This is a genomic window from Mesorhizobium sp. M0018 (assembly GCF_040323955.1).
Classification (GTDB): Bacteria; Pseudomonadota; Alphaproteobacteria; order Rhizobiales; family Rhizobiaceae; genus Mesorhizobium.
In genome coordinates this window covers 1-16758 of sequence record NZ_JAMYVL010000001.1, presented here as the reverse complement: position 1 = coordinate 16758, position 16758 = coordinate 1, and the positions used below count along the sequence as shown (strand labels likewise).

Genomic DNA, 16758 nt, shown 5'->3' with positions numbered 1-16758 from the left:
ATGGTGATGTCCGCGGAGCAAACTGTGGGGATGGCGCAACGACCTGCCGAAATGAAATGGACGAGGCCCGGCATCGACTGGCGCGGCCGCCTGCTCGACCGCGCGCCGTTCCTTGTCGCCTCCCTCATGCTGGCCTTGATCGTTGCCATCTATGGCAGCCTGCAGGCCGGTGTCTTTTCGCTGGACGAACTCAACCTCGACACGGCCGCGGCTATGACGCTGATGCTGGCGGCAACCGGCCAGACCATCGTGCTGGTGCGGGGCGGCATCGACCTGTCGATCGGCGGCATGATCAGCCTCGGCACGGTGATCGCGGCGACGCGCTTCACCGATGATCCGTCGGCCACAGCACTTTGGGCGCTGATCATCCTAGCACTCGGCTTCCTGATCGGCGCACTCAACGGCCTGCTGATCTCGCTGCTCAAGCTGCAGCCCTTCCTGGTGACGCTTGCCACCTGGTCGATCCTCAACGGCGTCGCCATGATCATCCTGCCGACCGATGGCGGCAGCGTTCCCGGCTGGTGGGTCGGCTTCGCCTCGGCACAGCTTGTCGGCCTGACGAGCCCGGTCTGGATGCTGCTGGCGCTGCTCGTGTTCTGGTGGTGGTTTCGCGCGACGCGTGTCGGCATAGCCATCCAGGCGACTGGTTCCAACGAGAAATCAGCCTTCCTGTCCGGTGTTTCGATCACCCGCGTCAACCTCGTCACCTACGGCCTGTCCGGCCTGTTCGCGGCCGGCGCGGCGCTGTTTCTGGTGACGCAGACCGGCGCCGGTTCGCCGACCATCGGCAAGGACTATATCCTGCCTTCGGTCGCGGCCGCGGTCATCGGCGGTGTCAGCCTGTTCGGCGGTCGCGGCCATCTTGCCGGCACGGTGATCGGCGCCTTCGTGCTCACCCTCATCGGCAATCTCGTCTTCGTCCTGCATGTGTCGAGCTACTGGCAGCCGGTCGCTTCCGGCATCATCCTCCTGCTCTCGGTGCTTGCCAGTTCCGTTGCCGAAAAAGCCGCAAGGAACCGTGTCCAATGAGCGCCTTCCTTGCCCGCAACCGCCTCATCGTACTCGCCTATGCCGGCATGGTTGTGCTGCTGCTGGTCACGGCTTTGTTCTCGCCGGGCTTCCTCTCAGTATCCAACATGCGCTCGACTATCGTGCTGGCCGCCTTTGTCGGCATCGTCGCGCTCGGCCAGACCTTTGTCATCATAGGGGGCGGCATCGACCTGTCGGTGCCTTGGGTGCTCAACTCGGCGGCAATCGTCATGGCGCTGCTCTGCGGCGGTCGGGATCTGCCGCTGGTCTGGGTAATGCCGCTGCTGTTCGCCGGCGGCGCCTTGATCGGGCTGTTCAATGGCGTCGGCGTCGCCCGGTTCGGCGTGCCGCCGATCATCATGACACTCGCGACCAATGTCATCCTGCAAGGCCTGATCCTGGTGCTGACCGGGGGCTCGCCGACACCCTCGGCACCGGCCTTGATCCAGTTCCTGTCGGTCGGCCGCATCGGCGGCTTCCCGGTCATCGCGCTGATCTGGCTCGCGCTGACACTGGTGGCGACGCTGCTGCTGTCCAAGGCGGCATTCGGCCGCCATCTTTATGCGCTCGGCACCAGCGCCACGGTCGCTGAATTCTCCGGCGTGCCGACGGCGCGCACCACCATCCTGACCTTTGTCATCTCCGGCCTCACCGCCGCTTTCGCCGGCATGTTGCTCACCGGCTATTCCAGCCAGGCTTATCTCGGCATGGGTGACGCCTATCTGTTCACCTCGATCGCGGCAGTCGCCATCGGCGGCGCCTCGATCCTCGGCGGCAGCGGCCACTATCTCGGCACCGTCGCCGGCGCCATGGTGCTCACCATCCTCACCGGCCTGTTGCCGGCGCTCAACCTGTCGAGCGGAGCGCTGCTCATCGTCTATGGCGCGGTGATCCTGCTCACCGTGTCGATCGGCAGCGAGACCTTCGCCGGTCTCGGCGGCAAGATGCGCAGAAAGGAGAGCTGACCATGGTCGAAATCACCTGTGTCGTCGATGCCAGGGCCGAGCTCGGGGAAGGCACGCTCTGGGACCCCAAGGCCGGCGTGCTGTGGTGGATCGACATCTGGAAGAAGCTGATCCATCGCTACGATCCATCGACCGGCAAGGACGAGGTCTTCGAGACGCCGGAATATCTCGGCTGCCTTGGCCTGCGCGAGAAGGGCGGCCTGGTGCTGACCATGACAAACGGCTTCCATTTCTTCGACCCGGCAACCGGCAGGTTCGAGGCGATCGTCGACCCGGAAGCGCATATGCCGAAGACCCGCTTCAACGACGGCAAGCCGGACCGCCAGGGCCGCTTCTGGTCGGGCTCGATGTTCGAGGTGCCGGGCCAGCCGATCGAATTCATCGGCGCGCTCTACCGGCTCGATCCAGACCTTTCGGTCCACAAGATGATCGACGGCATCGGATGCTCCAACGGGCTCGCCTGGAGCCCGGATTCGAAAACCATGTATTTTTCCGACAGCCATGCCGGCGCGGTGTGGGCCTATGATTTCGATGCCGCCACCGGCGAGATCGAGAACCGCCGCACCTTCATCGACATGAGGGCGACCGGCGGCGTCGCCGACGGTGCCACCGTAGATGCCGAAGGCTGCTACTGGGTGACCATCCCAGTGACCGCCAAAGTCTGCCGCTATGATCCCGACGGCGAACTGATGGAAACCGTGATCTTGCCGACCGACCTGCCGACCTGCTGCGAATTCGGCGGCAAGGACCTCGATATCCTCTACGTCACCTCTGCCGTACTCCGGCGTCCGGCCAGTCACTTCGTCCGCCAGAAGCATCCGGGCGGATTGTTCGCGCTCGATGTCGGCGTCAAGGGCCTTATCTTGCCGGCGTTCAAGGGCTGACCCGCTTTGGCTAAACAGCCGGCATGACCAGCGGTGTCTCGAACTTGCGTATCAAAGGCGACATCAGGACATCTGCTTGGTAAAGACCGCTTACGGCGCCTCTGCGACGTTCGTTGGCACCACCAGATAGCAGGCTCGGCCCCTGAAATCATTGAAGATTTTTGGACAGGGCGCTACCAAAGTTTCAGTTTTTTGTTGTTATTTCAACAGCTTATCCTGCGCGGCCTGAGACATAGGTGACGTTTTGTACCGGACACATGGGTAACACTTTTGGCTTTTGGCCGGAGGTGTTGATGCCGTGGAGAGAGTGTTCGGTGATGGAGGAACGTCTACGTTTCGTTGCCCGCCTTCTCGCGGGAGAAGGCATGAGCGATGTGTGCCGGGATTTCGGGATTTCGCGCAAGACTGGCTACAAGATCTTCAACCGCTATAGGGAGGAAGGGCTGGAGGCGCTTTGCGACCGCTCGCGGCGGCCGGTGAGGTACGCCAACCAGTTGCCCGAGCAGATCGAGCGGCTGATCGTCGAGACCAAGCGCGAGAAGCCGCATTGGGGCGCTCGCAAGATCAGGGAGTTGCTGGTCAGGAAGCTCGCCGGTGATGTGCGTATCCCGGCCAAAAGCACCGTGCATGCCGTGCTCGACCGTCACGGCCTTGTGAGCCAGGCCCGCAAGAGGAACCGGGCGAGCAAGGCCGTGGGCACGCCATTGTCGCAAGCCGCCGCCCCTAACGATCTGTGGTGCACCGACTTCAAGGGGGAGTTCAGGCTCGGCAACGGTAGCTACTGTTACCCCCTGACGGTCACCGACCAGATCTCGCGCTATGTGCTCGCCTGCGAAGCGCTTGAATCGACAAAGGAGACGCCGGTCATCGAGGCCTTCGTGCGGCTGTTCAGGGAGCGCGGCCTGCCCGCCGCCATCCGCTCCGACAACGGGCTCCCTTTCGCTTCGCCTAACGGCCTCTACAATCTCTCGCGCCTGTCGGTGTTCTGGCTCAGGCCCGGCATCGTCATCGAGCGCATCCAGCCGGGCAACCCGCAACAGAACGGCCGCCACGAGCGCATGCATCTGACCTTAAAGAAAGAGACGACCAGGCCGCCCGGCATGAACATCCTCCAGCAGCAGGCGAGGTTCGACGCTTTCATCAGCGAATTCAATGAGGAAAGGCCACACGAGGCGCTCGCCATGCGCACCCCGGCCGAGCTCTACACGCCGTCCTCAAGAGCCTATGACGGCCTGCCGGAACTGGAATACCCCTTCCACGACCGCGACATCCTGGTTACCGCTTGCGGCCGCATCTGCATGCACAGGAAGAAGATCAACGTCTCGACCGTGCTCGCCGGTCAGAGGCTGGGAATCAAGGAGGTCGACGACGGCATTTGGCTCATCATGCATTACGATCTCGGGTATATCGACTTGGAACAGAGGACCTTGCAGACCATCGACAACCCGTTCGGCACGAGGTTGTCACCCATGTCTTAAGTACAATCTGTTACCCATGTCTCCGGGTTGGACAAAGGTAGTGATGGTAGCGGGAGAGGGATACCGCCAATACAGTGCTGCTACTGAATTCACTTGCTAAATTGAGTCCCTGCGCCTGTTGGCGGTTCGAATCGCGTGCTGTGCGCCACTTTACGATTTTGCGCGATTTCATACCCTGCCGCGGACGGATGCCGCATCACGCCGCCGACAGCCGCACGTGGAACTTGCTGTCGGTTGCCGAAGATTGTGGCAATCCGGACAGACCCGTCGAAACAGGGTGTAGGCTTCCGCCTCCTGGGTCACAACCGCTGTTTGCAGGGTGGCCATGATCTTCTTGCCGTCGTCGATCGACAGGCCCAGGTCTCCTTCACGCAGACGCTCATCGCTTTTGTCGATCCGGACCTCTCGGCGACAGATGTCGCCGAATTCGTTCGTCCCTTCGATCGAAATCGTCCACTCCATTCCCATCACTACCTCCGAAACCAAAGAGATGGTGATGGCCCAGTCGACGCTAACAAATCGTGGCCGCGCTCACCCCAGAGAAGTTACCGGTCTCCACTGCACTAATGGGCGGTGTAAGCTCCGTCCACCAGATGGTAGCTCCCAGTGATAAAGCTGGCCTGGTCGGACAACAGGAAGCACACAAGAGCCGCTACCTCTTCCGGTTTCCCGCGCCTGCCCATCGGCTGAAGACCCGCCATGCGCCGGCTGGCTAATGCCTCCATTTGCTCCGATAAAAGAGGCGTTTCGATCCAGCCGGGGCCGACGACATTGATCCGGATGCCCATCCTAGCATATTCAATCGCCGCAACCTTGGTTAATCCAACGACCCCGTGTTTCGCTGCCGTGTAAGCGGACGCAGTTGGCAAGCCGACGGAACCGAGAACAGAGGACATGTTCACGATGGCACCTCCGCCTCGATCCAGCATCGCGGCGATTTCGTACTTCATGCTGTAGAAAACGCCATTGAGATTAACGTTTATCAGTTTGTGCCAGTTGTCGAGCGGATAGTCTGCCGTTGCTTTTCGAATGCCGTCGATACCTGCATTGTTTACCGCCATATCCAGTCCGCCGCATTTCTGGACAGTGAACTCGATCAGCTTTTCCACTGCTGCCGCATCCGTGACATCTACCGCAAAGTCGTAGGCCCTGCCTCCTTGCGAGCTTATTTCGGCGGCTGTGCAGCGCGCGGCCTCGGCATCAAGGTCGGCGACAACAATCTCGGCTCCTTCTTGCGCGAGTTGCCGTGAAACAGCCGCACCTATTCCGGAGCCTGCGCCGGTCACAATCGCGACTTTACCATGGAAGTCAGGCTTCATCGGCTCTGTCCTATGCCATTTCTGACATAACCGAACAGAGGCAGACGGTCATCGCAAGAAGTTTCGCTCCAATTCGCTTGTTTAATCCTGTGAATTCATTTTTGCCACCACACAGCGAGACTTGGCCCGCAGGCCTCGGAATGGTAGAGACGAGGGCGGCGGTAGATGACCAGTTTCCTAGCAGGTACAAATGGAAGAACACCACATTGCGCGCCGGGGGCTCGTGCTGGGTAGTCTGGCTCTGATGATCTCCGGATGCACGTCGATTTCATCCGCGTTCGGACCAAGGCGTGGCCTGAATCCTCGTTACCGACGGCAGCATGTGCGGTACGACGGAAACGAGCCGGCCGGAACGATCGTCGTCGATACTTCGCACCGTTTTCTCTATGCCGTCGAGTCTGACGGGTGGGCGACGCGCTACGGCGTTGGCGTCGGCGAGCAGGGACTTTCCTTCAAGGGTACAGCGACCGTCGGCCGCAAGGCGGACTGGCCGTCGTGGACACCCACCGCCAGCATGATGCAGCGCAAGCCGCGCCTGGTGCAGTATGCAGGGGGGGTCCCTGGCGGACCAAACAACCCGCTTGGTGCGCGTGCCCTTTATCTCTATCGAGACGGGCGCGACACCCACTTCCGGATACATGGTACAAACGAGCCATGGACGATAGGCACAGCGGTATCGAACGGGTGCATCCGTATGATAAATGACGACGTCATTGACCTCTACGACCGTACTCCTTTGGGCACGACGGTGGTGGTTGTTTGATGGTGGGCAGGCCTGATCTTCGTTGGATGGTGAACCCTGCCAGCACGTCACCGCAAAGGTGCCGCCGGCAACCGGGTGCCAACTGTGTCATTTCTGCACTAGGCGTTGGTGTAGATCGCAGCTAACTTCGCGGGGCTGCATATCGTTTTAGTTGTGGCGATTCCATAGGCTATTCCGCCCCCGGGGAAAGGATTGCTTGATGAACAGGATATTGATTGCAATGGTTGCTGTGCTCGCCGTTGCCAGCCTGAGCGGCTGCGCGAACGACTGGATCGGCAAAGGAAAGGGTAAGGCTCCGGCACCCGCTCCGGTAGAGCAACCAGTGATTAAGTAAGGACCGGCTTGTATGGGGAAGGGGTGCCAAGCCCTTCCCCATACATACGCAGCCGGGGCTTTGGCCGGCTTCATAGCGGTTGGCGAGCATAGGCCGTTATTAGGTCTGTGCTTTGTGAAGTTCGGGAATGGACGCGGCGATGACGCTTCTAAGTAGCCGTCTCTTGCTTGTGGCGTTGGTGGCCCTCCCGGCAGCGGCATGTCAGACGAAAGACCTGCCGCCCCAGCCGAATTTCGTATCTTATGCCGATGGCGGAGCTGCGCCTCAAAAAAACGACGAGCGGTACTTCATCGAGTTCCGCTCCCGCTACGCCCTAAGCTACGGCCACACCTACGCAGTTTTTGGGCGCCTGGACCGGGCCGGGAGAATGATCGATCCCCAAGTCGCGGGCCTTCACCCGGCTTCGAACAGTGCGGTTCCCTATGTTCTGGGCCATATCGTGCCGGTGCCAGCCGAAACCGGGTGGAGCGACGGTGATCTGGAAGAACCATACAGATCCGCAAGCTGGCAAATCATATTGACCCGGGCCGAATACGACAAAGTCGTTGCCTACATCCGCAAGCTGCAGGCGAGCTCGCATGTCTGGCAGGCGACGGTCTTGAACTGCAACGGCTTCGTGGCGGACATCGCTCATTCCATGGGATATAAGACTCCCGCCATTCAGCTCCGGCCGCAACAATTCATAACCGAGCTTCGGGAGATGAATACATAACCAAGATTCGAGGGATGAATGGGACCGAATGCGATCGGTACTGCCCCTCCGGCTTTCGCGTCTGCGGGCTAACTCGGAGAGGATCGCTGCGCCTGAAGGTCGGCCGGTGACGAAATCGAGACGATGGGTGAAGTGGCCATACTCAGGGGCAGCTGCTACAGTCGCGATCGCAGAAAGGGCGCTGGTGACCTGAAGTGAGCATTGCGGCAGCCTCACTTGGCGAGGTCATTTGGGTGATCGGCATCGTTGCTTGGTACGTGATTCGGTATCCCTTCGAGCGCCGGGCAAGGCGCGTGCGAATTGTAACTGGCTACCGCTCACGTTCCGACATCGTCGGGCTTGCATCTGCTCTGTTTGGCCTCGCAATCCTGCCTGCCTTCTATGTTGTCACCGGCATGCCCGCAGCGGCTGACCACCCGGCCAGCGTTTGGGCCGTGGCTCTCGGCACAATCATCTTCTGCTCCGCGCTATGGGTTTTTCGCAGATCCCATAAGGAACTTGGCCGGAACTGGTCGATTACGCTGGAGATTCGCGAACGGCATGAACTCATCTGCGCCGGACCATACGCTTTGGTCCGCCACCCGATGTATACCTCGTTCCTGCTCATGGGCCTCGGCCAGGTCTTTTTGCTGGCGAACTGGATTGCGGGCATATCGGGTTTGATTGGGTTCGCAGTCCTTTTCCTGCTGAGAGTGGACGAGGAAGAGCGTATGATGCTGGAGAATTTCGGCCCGCAATACCGTGCCTATATGGAAAAGACCAGGCGAATAGTCCCTTATCTTTATTAGAGGTACGTTTTATGCGAGGCCGAGCCCTCAAGCTTTCCGCGCCCCGGCGCCTTGTTGGCGATCTGATGAGGTTTTCGATCGGCGTGCCACGGGTCGCGGTGCAGCGTCAGATGAACCTCAGCCCACTCGTAAGGGCTAGAATGGCGCAGCAGACCAGGCCCTCCTGGACCGCGATCTTCCTGAAAGGATATGCGCTTCTTGCCCTAGAGATGCCGGAGCTGCGGCGCGCCTATGTCAAGTTGCCCTGGCCGCAGCTTTATGAGTATCCGGCAAGCGTAGCCTCGATTGCCCACGAGCGCGAATATGATGGCGAGCCGGCCGTTCTGCTGAGCTGCATCAAGTGCCCGGAGCGCTACTCCATCACGGAACTTGAGGGATCCATCCATGCGGCTCGATCACGGCCGATCCTGGAGGTCCCGGAGTTTCGGCGTGCCTTGCGGGTGGCAGGTGCGCCCGCGCCAGTCAGGTGGCTGCTTATGTGGCTAGGGTTGAACATCGCCCGGCAAAGGGCAAATTACTTCGGTACCTTCCAACTGTCGGTCTATTCTGGTCTCGGTGCGGAATCACTCAACCCGCTGACACCACTGACCACGCTTCTGAACTACGGTCCGATCGGCAAAGACGGATCGGTGAATGTCCGCATCCACTACGATCACCGGGTCATGGATGGAGCGAACGTCGCACGAGCACTGGAGAGATTCGAAAAGATCCTGAACGGCACTGTCGCCAATGAAGTGATGCTGCTCGGTCAAGGAGTTTCCGCTCCTGCAAGACAGAGGAACGCGACGTGATTTCGCACTGTGAATACCGGCCAGCTATCGTCGTGATTGGCGGCTCGGGTGGAATTGGCCGGGCGATTGCGAGCGTCGCGGCAAGGGAGCGCGGTGCGGTTGTGCTGGTTGCCCGCTCGCCCGAGGGTTTGGCCGCCGCGGCGTCTGAGGTTAGGGAGGCGGGCGGCGAGGCATTCACGCTCGAGTTGGATCTCGTGGCAGGCGATGCGCCGACGCGCATGGAGGGCTTTCTGTCCACACACGGCCTGGTCTGTGATGTCCTGGTCAACAGCGCCGGCTATGGCCTGCGGGGCGCGACGACGGCGCTGCCTATTGATGATCAACTGGGCATCATCGATCTCAACATACATTCCCTCACAGAACTGACCCTCCATTTTCTGCCGGGAATGGTGGCGCGCCGACGGGGCGGGGTGCTCAATCTCAGTTCCGTGGCCGGGTTCGTTCCCGGGCCTTATATGGCTCTGTACTTCGCCAGCAAAGCTTTCGTGCGCTTCTTCTCAGAGGCGCTTCACCAGGAATTGCGCCGAACCGGTGTGACGGTCACATGCGTTGCACCAGGCCCGGTGTCGACGGAGTTTCTCGCAAGATCAGGCGCCAATCAGACGGCGCTCTTCAACATCTTGCCCAAGGTGGATCCGGAGTATGTGGCCGAACGGGCGTGGCGAGGGTTCAAATCCGGTCGTCGCCTCGTCGTACCGGGAATCTCGGGCAAGTTGGCTGCCCTTGCGGCAGCGCTCCTGCCTTCAGCAGCGCTGCTGCCCCTGGTCGGCCGGCTGCAACTCGGCGGCAATGATCAATGTCCTTGCGGTTCAGGTATGAAGTTCAAGAAATGCTGCGGTACCCGCCAGATTCAGCTACGCCGGGGCCCTCGGGGAATTATCCCCTGAAGGACCAGCACGCCCGCTCGCTATTTCAGAAGTCGCCGATGGTCTTGGCAACGACCAAACGCTTTCCACCTGAACCGTTGCTGCGCTCGTGCATGAAGTCCCTCTCGGCCAGCGAGACAAAAGCCAAACCTTCCAGACCTACCGCCCTCCAAGCGACCGCCTCTCGCCGTGGCCAGCGCTCGTTCATCTACTCGACTCTTCGAGTCACAGGCGGCTCAGCACGGTCACTGCCGACGATGCAGCCTGCCAGCGAATGGAACCGGGTACAGCAGCCCATGTCCGATTCTGATGCCAATAAAGCCATCGTCCGCCGCTATTTCGATATGTTCCGGTGATCTGACCCAGCTCGCCGACATTGTTTCGCAGGACTATGGTGACAAGCTGAATGAACAATCCTCTGGCATCGACGTCATCCGCGGCTATCTCGAGGGCCTAAAGTCCAGCTTTCCCGATTTCACTTGGACCATCGAGCAGATCATCGGCGAGGGCGATCGGGTGGCGGTCATGAATCGCGTCAGCGGCACCCAGGTGAAAATGACTTCGGTGAGATCAAGGCGACCGGCAATCGCGTCGATTTCGCTGCTTTTCAATTCTATCGGATCGCCGACGGAAAGCTCGCCGAGCACTGGGAGGTAGCCGACTTCGCCAAGTTCCAGGAGCAGCTGACCGCCAAGCCGCCAGGGAGTGCCTTCAATGCTTTTCATGCCTTGGCAGTTATCTTAAACTTCCACCGATTGCGCCGCACTTCCTCAGCTACACCAATGCCAGCTTTCCCGTACGCAGTGACCTCGCATGGCCTCAGGGAAGGCGCATGCGGCGCAGCAAAAACCGGAACAGCGACCGAACCCGATTACGGCGCCGGATTCTGGGCGCGTACTGCTTCGCTGAAGCTACGCAGGACCGGGCTCTCGTAAACCGAACTCCGGCTTCGCCGCGCTACGCCGGGATTTCGGCCATCCGGCTTCCATCCCTCGCGCAAGCACGCCCTTTCAGGCCGTGACCTGAACGGGCCGTTTCGGCCCGTGCAACCTTTTCTCTTTTGATCCGGGGCTGCCGCCCCCTGCCGTCAAGGCCGGGCGCTATTCGCGTGAAAATCAAAGGCCGTGTGCTCACTCCGCTGTGGGCCGCACCACCCTTTGATTTTCAGCCTTGACCGCATTCCGCCCGCTCATTGGCGCGGGGCCTAGTCCGGTTGCAGCAGCAGCTGCTGCGCAACCGTAAACTAGGAGGAAAAACCAATGAAAGCAGATGTTTATGAGAAGGTGACGGCGAGCATTGTTGCCGAACTGGAACAGGGCCTGCGCCCATGGCTGAAGCCTTGGAACGCGGAGCACGCCGCCGGGCGGATTTCGCCGCCCTTACGTCATAACGGCGTGCCCTATCAGGGAATCAACATCATCATGCTTTGGTCGGTAGCCATGGCGCAGGGCTTTGCCGCGCCGATCTGGATGACCTTCAAACAGGCGCAAGAGATGGGCGCGCATGTCCGCAAGGGCGAGAGGGGCAATCTTGTCGTTTATGCCGACCGTATCCGCAGGACAGAGAAGGACGAAGCGACCGGCGAGGAGCAGGAGCGGGATATCCCGTTTATGAAGGGCTACACCGTCTTTAATGTCGAGCAGATCGAGGGCCTACCGGCGCAATTCTATGCCCCGGCGGAACAGCGCCTCGATCCGGTAGCACGCATCGAGCATGCGGAAACTTTCTTCGCCGCGCTGCGCGCCGATATCCGTCACGGCGGCAATCAGGCCTATTACAGCATGGGCAGCGACCATGTGCAGATGCCGCCGTTCGAGACCTTCCGCAATGCCGAAAGCTATTACGCAGCGCTGGCGCACGAGTGCACGCACTGGACGCGCCACCCCTCGCGGCTGGAGCGGGATTTTGGCCGCAAGCGCTGGGGCGACGAAGGCTACGCGATGGAAGAACTCGTTGCTGAACTTGCTTCGATCTTCCTGTCCGCCGATCTCGACCTGACGCCCGAAACCCGGCCCGACCATGCCGCCTATATCGGCTCATGGCTGAAGGTGCTTAAGAACGACAAGCGGGCGATCTTCACCGCAGCCAGCCACGCGCAGCGCGCCGCGGATTTTCTTCACGGCTTGCAGGAAGAAGCCGGCTTGCTGGAGGCCGCGGAATGAAGCGGCCCGAGACCATCTGATGTGACCCCACCGTCGCACAAGGTCGGCGATAGCCTTCTGTTTCCTTCTGTCGACCTCAACCATGGTCGAGGATAGAACCTCCTGCCGAGAAGATTTGTTCCTTGGTTCCTTGGAAGGCGGGAATGTTGGTAGAAATTTCTGAGCGGGATCGGATAACTGGCTGGCGCAAAGAGTGCCCTCTCGGGGTTGAACCAGTGGGTTGCCATGACGCTATTCGTGGAGGTCGAACGCGACAAACAGGCTAAAGGCTGGGCAATCTCTACAATAAGCTCGACCGGCGCGCAGTCACTTTCCACTTGCGGCCCGTCTCGGCGCACCACTGTAATGGTCTCTTTGACGGAGATGATTTGACCGCGACGGGCTTGTAGGATCAGCTCTTCAACAATCTCGTGGGCAGTCACGTTGCTGGGTCGCCCGTTCGTAAGAACGCTCATCCGAGGCCTCCACCTCAGCGATAACCCCGAGCTTGGCCCGCCGGGTCATGACAGGCACCTACGCCCAACTGCCCTTTCCGACCCCAGCGCCGGATCCCGATATGTGCCACGCGAGTCCTTGCTGTTGTTGTCCGGCTGTTTGCGCTTGTCACATGTCAATAGCCACAGCCGCGTGACCGCGATCCTGGTTCATTGAGGTCGAACGGTCCGTAAGAAACGCCCACTCCGAATCGTTCTTCCGCGCGCCTTTAACGAAATAATTGACAGTCCAACCGAAACGGCGCTCCGTCGTTCGACGGGATGGATCTTGGCACTTTTGGTTGATGCCGGGCCTTCGCCGTTACGATAGGGAGGATGCAATGCCGACAGTCATTGGCTACCATAACATCACAAAGGGCGCAAAACACTGGCTCGACTCGCCGAAGCGCAAAGAGCTTTTTGGTCCGCTCGGCGTGACCAACATACGAACATTTGTAGATCCACAAAATCCGACTCGGGTGGCCGTTCTCATGGACGTTCCGGACATGGACGCCATGATGAAAGCTATGCAGAGCAAGGAAGCCGCGGATGCGATGGCCTTCGATGGAGTGGTTCCAGAGTCCTTGGTGATCCTGGTCGAATCGTAAAGGTGATTGCTCCGCTGGCCAAGCTTAGGTTTGGTCAGCGATGGTGCGGTTCCAGTCATTCTGGAAAGCGCCCATTGTTGGCGTAGAGCCCGCTGGCCACTGGCTTCAAGAGCGGGCCCTGCGCGTCAGCGCCGACGTTGGTCTCGGTCGCGCCAAGGTCAGCCGCTACAGCTTGCGCAACCTAATGCCGGCTCAAGTCCGCAAATCAACTATTCCGCGCGTTCACGCTGGACTTCCGCTTGCCACCCCAGCCAGTCGTTATGCTCATTTCGGGCTTGCTCCGGCTCATGTGTTTGAACCAGCGGGACGCGCCATTGACGGAAGTTCGACGATTAGAGCGAGATGATCCGCTTCCCGCGCTGATTGCGGGCGTACATCGTTGCTGCGTGGTTGTTGCATCTGGACTAAGCCCGATTCTGCTCTGCGAGGACACCAACACGATCCGCGCCGTGATGAACCCTCGTTGTCCGCTCAGCAAGCGGTCGCTGCCGATGCAAGCGGTCTTATGGTCCGGTCCCCGCAACGAAACCATTTCGGCTTCGTCGGTGCTCGAATTTTGCATGATTCTATTGCCTGAGCCGATTGGTGCTACACTGGCAAGCCAGTTAACGCGACGGACCTGTGTTCGGTGATATGACCAAAGTAACCGCTTTACCCGACAGAGTGGGTTTCGACGTGGCCGCAGATGAGACCTTGCTTGAGGCGGCTCTCAGATCGGGCGTGCCATTTGCCCACGCATGCGGCGGCAGGGCGAAATGCTCGACATGCCGCGTTTGGGTTCTCGACGGCATTGAGGCTTGCCCGGACCGGAATCCGGACGAAACCCTGATGGCGAACCGGTTGAGATTGGCCGATGAGGTTCGGCTGGCCTGTCAGCTCAGACCGGAAGGCGAGCTTCGCGTCCGACGCCTGGTGCTAGACGAAACCGACATGATGATCACCAGCCAGCTTGGCGCTTCTGCCGCGACGCGTTGCGGCGAAGCAAGGCATGTTGCGGTCTTCTTCAGCGACATTGTAGATTTCACAGCGCTGTCGGAGCGGCTTTCCCCCTACGACGTGATGTATCTGCTCAATCGTTACTTCGCCCAGGTCGGCGACATCATCGAGCAGAATGGCGGTTTCATCGACAAACTGATCGGCGATGGCCTCATGGCAATATTCGGCATCGACGACCAGCCCGACGCTCCGCTCCGCGCCGTGAACGCCGCACTTCAGACCCTCGCCACAGTTGATCGTCTGAAGCCGTTCTTTGCCTCGATGTATGGCATCGATTTCGATATTCGCATCGGCCTCAACTATGGCGAAGCCGTCATCGGCACATTGGGTTTTGCTGGACACAAACGTCTCACGGCCATCGGCGACATTGTAAATCTGGCCAGCCGGGTCGAGGCCGCCAATAAAGATGCCGGTACGCGATTGCTGATATCCGAGGCCCTCCGCGACCAGATCGCCGACAAGGTGGAAATCGGCGACTTCGTCAGGGTACGCCTTCGCGGTACCGGCGAGCGCACAAGCCTGTTCGAAATCGTCAGGCTGAAGCCCGAAATTGACGCCGAGCTGAATGCCAGACGGCCTCGCGAAACCATCCGTCAGGGCGGCAGGAGGTGGATTCGCGCTTTCGCCGAAGACGAGCTTCAGCCCCACGAACGCCGGATTCTCGATTTTGAAGATTACGACATCGTCGTCGTTCGCGGATCCGATAGCTATTGCGCCTTCAACAATGCCTGCCCGCATCTTCATCTGCCGCTCTACGAGCGCCGAAGTTCCGCTCAGGCCGAAAAGCTGAAGCTCCCACACATGGAGAGCACGATCACCGCAGATCTTGGCCTGGTCTGCCGCTGGCATCAGAGTTGTTTCGACCTGCTTACCGGCGAAATCAGGGAGTGGGCGAAGTTGGAGCACGATGGTACCAGGGCGGGCCTTGAATATTTGGGTGACATTTCGAAAAACCGCGCAAAGCTGATCGTATATCCCTGCCGAAAGCAGGACGGCTTTGTGTGGATCGGGCTCGAGTGAAAACGGTCCAATATTTCAGTTTTTCCGTCGCGGTCCCATGTCGCCCCTCTCTGAGGGACCTTTCTCAACTCTTCCGGCATCAACCTGCTGGCGAAATTTGCCATCGAGGTGCGCAAGCATCCCGATGTTCGACTCGTCGTGCGTGGAACGCCCGACATACCCTGGCAATCGAAAAATCGAAGATCAATGTCGAACCTGAAGAAGCGAAGAAGCGAAGAAGCGAAGAAGCGAAGAAGCGAAGAAGCTGCATCCCGCTCTGGACTGACCAGGCCCCGGACTGCGTGAGCTAGCGGCAATCCGGATGGCACATGCCAGTCGGACGGTGCAAGGCGCAAGTGCGCCGCACCGAGCGAGATACGCCAAGATAAGTATTAGCCTGAATATCTCAAAGTGAGGGGTGCATCGGCCCCGAGAATCTGAGAAACTGCTTTTGCAACAAAGAGTCATCAGATCCAAGGACGGGGTCCGATGCACCCCTCACTTTGAGATATTCAGGCTAGCTGGTCGCTTGGGGCGGTGCTTCATTTTACCAGCCGGCTAGCTCTGGCAGATCGTCAAGCCAGCTTTTCTCTGGCATCGAGGCCTCGCCGGCTAGCGGCGCAGCCTCGGAGGCGTTGTGAATGAGCCAGTCCATCCACTTTCGATAAGCGGACGGTGCCAACTCGGGCGGCAGCACCTTGGCCTTGGCCAGCATGCGTTTGCGAAAACTGACTTGCCTGCGCAGTTTGATTGACGTGAACTTGATTGACTTGCCCTGGTATTCAACCGTCCAGCGCCCATCTCCGTGGCTGGTGAGCCTGTCGATGGCGAAATCGGCGTCGACCGGCCTGTCTCGCCAGGGAAGCTCGATGGCATTCTTCCTCAGATTGAGTGCCCATCGCCTGTAACTGGCCCCGGCACGCCGGGGCGGCAGCACGCCAGCCTGTTCGAGTATCTTCCTGCGGAAGGCAGGCTGCTTCTTGAGCTGGCCGGTCGACAGCTCGATGCGATGCTCACGGAATTCGACGTGCCAGCGGATCCTGCCATTGCCGACATACTTCACCAACCTGTCTATGACGAACTCGTCATCGGAAAGCATCACGCACCCCTGCTTGATACTTTCGAAAATGTACTGGCTATCGGTGGGCATGACGCGCCTCGTGCAGGACCTTTCAGAAGCTCAGAGCTGCAACACCTTGAGCTGCTGCAGGCTCAGATGCCCGGCGTGGGAGACCCGGTATCCGGGGCCGGCAGCACGGAAGATATCGGCGACCTCCAGGTCGGCGCGCACCGGTTCAGCCGGACGGCGTCTTGCCTTCCATGAGGGCCATCAGCCGGTCGAGCGGCCCTGCGACCGCGTGGATCGTCCGGGTCGAGACCTTGGTGTAGAGCGCTGTCGTTTCGAGCTTGCTGTGCCCGAGCAGCACCTGGATGACGCGGATGTCGACATCCTGCTCGAGCAGGTGGGTGGCGAAGCTGTGCCGCAGCGTATGCGGGCTGACGCGCTTGCGGATGCCGGCGACTTCGGCGGCTTCCTGAACCGCGCGATGGAGTTGCCGCGACGAGATCGGATCGGTGCAACTGCGCCCCG

The 16758-nt window shown here is 60.0% G+C and carries 20 protein-coding genes and 1 pseudogene; 16 read left to right on the top strand and 5 right to left on the bottom strand.

The window, feature by feature from the left end:
- The first annotated feature begins 30 nt into the window (after positions 1–30).
- The 4 genes from NKJ81_RS00105 (at position 31) to NKJ81_RS00090 (ending at position 4356) form a co-directional block, all read left to right on the top strand.
- Positions 31–1029 (top strand): ABC transporter permease, encoded by a 999-nt coding sequence (locus NKJ81_RS00105; protein WP_352539235.1) that lies wholly within the window; start codon positions 31–33, stop codon positions 1027–1029.
- Positions 1026–1994 (top strand): ABC transporter permease, encoded by a 969-nt coding sequence (locus NKJ81_RS00100; RefSeq protein ID WP_352539234.1) that lies wholly within the window; start codon positions 1026–1028, stop codon positions 1992–1994. Before NKJ81_RS00105 ends, NKJ81_RS00100 begins: the two co-directional genes overlap by 4 nt.
- Before the next feature lie 2 nt (positions 1995–1996).
- Entirely contained in the window at positions 1997–2878 is an 882-nt protein-coding gene (locus tag NKJ81_RS00095) for an SMP-30/gluconolactonase/LRE family protein (RefSeq protein WP_352539233.1), read from the top strand.
- 293 nt (positions 2879–3171) lie between these two features.
- Entirely contained in the window at positions 3172–4356 is a 1185-nt protein-coding gene (locus NKJ81_RS00090) for a helix-turn-helix domain-containing protein (protein WP_352539232.1), read from the top strand.
- Positions 4357–4524: 168 nt separating this feature from the next.
- On the opposite strand, the gene NKJ81_RS00085 is transcribed toward NKJ81_RS00090, so the two are convergent.
- Both NKJ81_RS00085 and NKJ81_RS00080 read right to left on the bottom strand, forming a co-directional pair.
- Entirely contained in the window at positions 4525–4824 is a 300-nt protein-coding gene (locus tag NKJ81_RS00085) for a hypothetical protein (protein WP_352503878.1), read from the bottom strand.
- A 95-nt stretch (positions 4825–4919) separates the two neighbouring features.
- Positions 4920–5675, bottom strand: a complete 756-nt coding sequence (locus tag NKJ81_RS00080; RefSeq protein ID WP_352503877.1) for an SDR family NAD(P)-dependent oxidoreductase — start codon at positions 5673–5675, stop codon at positions 4920–4922.
- A 190-nt stretch (positions 5676–5865) separates the two neighbouring features.
- Here NKJ81_RS00080 and NKJ81_RS00075 point away from each other — a divergent pair, with 190 nt between their 5' ends.
- From NKJ81_RS00075 to NKJ81_RS00050, 6 genes are all read left to right on the top strand, one after another.
- Positions 5866–6438, top strand: a complete 573-nt coding sequence (locus NKJ81_RS00075; protein WP_352503876.1) for a L,D-transpeptidase — start codon at positions 5866–5868, stop codon at positions 6436–6438.
- A gap of 199 nt (positions 6439–6637) precedes the next feature.
- On the top strand, positions 6638–6772 hold the full coding sequence (locus tag NKJ81_RS00070) for an ABC transporter (protein ID WP_352503875.1): 135 nt from the start codon (positions 6638–6640) through the stop codon (positions 6770–6772).
- Between the two features lie 139 nt (positions 6773–6911).
- On the top strand, positions 6912–7484 hold the full coding sequence (locus NKJ81_RS00065) for a hypothetical protein (protein WP_352503882.1): 573 nt from the start codon (positions 6912–6914) through the stop codon (positions 7482–7484).
- A 200-nt stretch (positions 7485–7684) separates the two neighbouring features.
- The gene (locus NKJ81_RS00060) at positions 7685–8272 is read left to right on the top strand and encodes a protein-S-isoprenylcysteine O-methyltransferase (RefSeq protein WP_352539475.1); all 588 of its coding nucleotides are present in this window, start codon (positions 7685–7687) and stop codon (positions 8270–8272) included.
- Positions 8273–8283: 11 nt separating this feature from the next.
- On the top strand, positions 8284–9063 hold the full coding sequence (locus NKJ81_RS00055) for a hypothetical protein (RefSeq protein ID WP_352539231.1): 780 nt from the start codon (positions 8284–8286) through the stop codon (positions 9061–9063).
- Entirely contained in the window at positions 9060–9950 is an 891-nt protein-coding gene (locus NKJ81_RS00050) for an SDR family NAD(P)-dependent oxidoreductase (RefSeq protein WP_352539230.1), read from the top strand. The genes NKJ81_RS00055 and NKJ81_RS00050 overlap by 4 nt, the downstream gene beginning before the upstream one ends.
- Before the next feature lie 25 nt (positions 9951–9975).
- On the opposite strand, the gene NKJ81_RS00045 is transcribed toward NKJ81_RS00050, so the two are convergent.
- Positions 9976–10137 (bottom strand): hypothetical protein, encoded by a 162-nt coding sequence (locus NKJ81_RS00045; RefSeq protein WP_352539229.1) that lies wholly within the window; start codon positions 10135–10137, stop codon positions 9976–9978.
- A 101-nt stretch (positions 10138–10238) separates the two neighbouring features.
- On the opposite strand from NKJ81_RS00045, the gene NKJ81_RS00040 reads away from it, so the two are divergent.
- From NKJ81_RS00040 to NKJ81_RS00015, 6 genes and pseudogenes are all read left to right on the top strand, one after another.
- On the top strand, positions 10239–10586 hold the full coding sequence (locus NKJ81_RS00040) for an ester cyclase (protein ID WP_352539228.1): 348 nt from the start codon (positions 10239–10241) through the stop codon (positions 10584–10586).
- Positions 10499–10864, top strand: a complete 366-nt coding sequence (locus NKJ81_RS00035) for an ester cyclase (protein ID WP_352539474.1) — start codon at positions 10499–10501, stop codon at positions 10862–10864. The genes NKJ81_RS00040 and NKJ81_RS00035 overlap by 88 nt, the downstream gene beginning before the upstream one ends.
- 324 nt (positions 10865–11188) lie before the next feature.
- Positions 11189–12091 carry an ArdC family protein gene (locus NKJ81_RS00030; RefSeq protein ID WP_352539227.1) on the top strand — a complete coding sequence of 301 codons (903 nt, stop codon included), beginning with the start codon at positions 11189–11191 and terminating at the stop codon, positions 12089–12091.
- Positions 12092–12905: 814 nt separating this feature from the next.
- Positions 12906–13172, top strand: a complete 267-nt coding sequence (locus tag NKJ81_RS00025) for a hypothetical protein (RefSeq protein WP_352539226.1) — start codon at positions 12906–12908, stop codon at positions 13170–13172.
- A 633-nt stretch (positions 13173–13805) separates the two neighbouring features.
- Positions 13806–15188: an adenylate/guanylate cyclase domain-containing protein gene (locus NKJ81_RS00020; RefSeq protein ID WP_352539225.1), complete on the top strand. Its 1383-nt coding sequence runs from the start codon at positions 13806–13808 to the stop codon at positions 15186–15188.
- Between the two features lie 60 nt (positions 15189–15248).
- A pseudogene (locus tag NKJ81_RS00015) lies at positions 15249–15473 on the top strand (hypothetical protein); the annotation flags it as partial.
- Positions 15474–15714: 241 nt separating this feature from the next.
- On the opposite strand, the gene NKJ81_RS00010 reads toward NKJ81_RS00015, so the two are convergent.
- Positions 15715–16317 carry a hypothetical protein gene (locus NKJ81_RS00010; RefSeq protein ID WP_352539224.1) on the bottom strand — a complete coding sequence of 201 codons (603 nt, stop codon included), beginning with the start codon at positions 16315–16317 and terminating at the stop codon, positions 15715–15717.
- A gap of 145 nt (positions 16318–16462) precedes the next feature.
- A partial coding sequence (locus NKJ81_RS00005; RefSeq protein ID WP_352539223.1) for a tyrosine-type recombinase/integrase occupies positions 16463–16758 on the bottom strand: 296 nt, incomplete at its 5' end.

Excerpts from the sequence above, each read along its gene's own strand:
- NKJ81_RS00030 (WP_352539227.1), top strand. The coding sequence starts at position 11,189 with ATGAAAGCAGATGTTTATGAGAAGGTGACGGCGAGCATTGTTGCCGAA.
- NKJ81_RS00075 (WP_352503876.1), top strand. The coding sequence starts at position 5,866 with ATGGAAGAACACCACATTGCGCGCCGGGGGCTCGTGCTGGGTAGTCTG.
- NKJ81_RS00025 (WP_352539226.1), top strand. The coding sequence starts at position 12,906 with ATGCCGACAGTCATTGGCTACCATAACATCACAAAGGGCGCAAAACAC.
- NKJ81_RS00045 (WP_352539229.1), bottom strand. The coding sequence starts at position 10,137 with ATGAACGAGCGCTGGCCACGGCGAGAGGCGGTCGCTTGGAGGGCGGTA.
- NKJ81_RS00070 (WP_352503875.1), top strand. The coding sequence starts at position 6,638 with ATGAACAGGATATTGATTGCAATGGTTGCTGTGCTCGCCGTTGCCAGC.
- NKJ81_RS00040 (WP_352539228.1), top strand. The coding sequence starts at position 10,239 with ATGCCAATAAAGCCATCGTCCGCCGCTATTTCGATATGTTCCGGTGAT.
- NKJ81_RS00080 (WP_352503877.1), bottom strand. The coding sequence starts at position 5,675 with ATGAAGCCTGACTTCCATGGTAAAGTCGCGATTGTGACCGGCGCAGGC.
- NKJ81_RS00095 (WP_352539233.1), top strand. The coding sequence starts at position 1,997 with ATGGTCGAAATCACCTGTGTCGTCGATGCCAGGGCCGAGCTCGGGGAA.
- NKJ81_RS00100 (WP_352539234.1), top strand. The coding sequence starts at position 1,026 with ATGAGCGCCTTCCTTGCCCGCAACCGCCTCATCGTACTCGCCTATGCC.
- NKJ81_RS00065 (WP_352503882.1), top strand. The coding sequence starts at position 6,912 with ATGACGCTTCTAAGTAGCCGTCTCTTGCTTGTGGCGTTGGTGGCCCTC.
- NKJ81_RS00085 (WP_352503878.1), bottom strand. The coding sequence starts at position 4,824 with ATGGGAATGGAGTGGACGATTTCGATCGAAGGGACGAACGAATTCGGC.
- NKJ81_RS00090 (WP_352539232.1), top strand. The coding sequence starts at position 3,172 with ATGCCGTGGAGAGAGTGTTCGGTGATGGAGGAACGTCTACGTTTCGTT.
- NKJ81_RS00055 (WP_352539231.1), top strand. The coding sequence starts at position 8,284 with ATGCGAGGCCGAGCCCTCAAGCTTTCCGCGCCCCGGCGCCTTGTTGGC.
- NKJ81_RS00010 (WP_352539224.1), bottom strand. The coding sequence starts at position 16,317 with ATGCCCACCGATAGCCAGTACATTTTCGAAAGTATCAAGCAGGGGTGC.
- NKJ81_RS00020 (WP_352539225.1), top strand. The coding sequence starts at position 13,806 with ATGACCAAAGTAACCGCTTTACCCGACAGAGTGGGTTTCGACGTGGCC.
- NKJ81_RS00105 (WP_352539235.1), top strand. The coding sequence starts at position 31 with ATGGCGCAACGACCTGCCGAAATGAAATGGACGAGGCCCGGCATCGAC.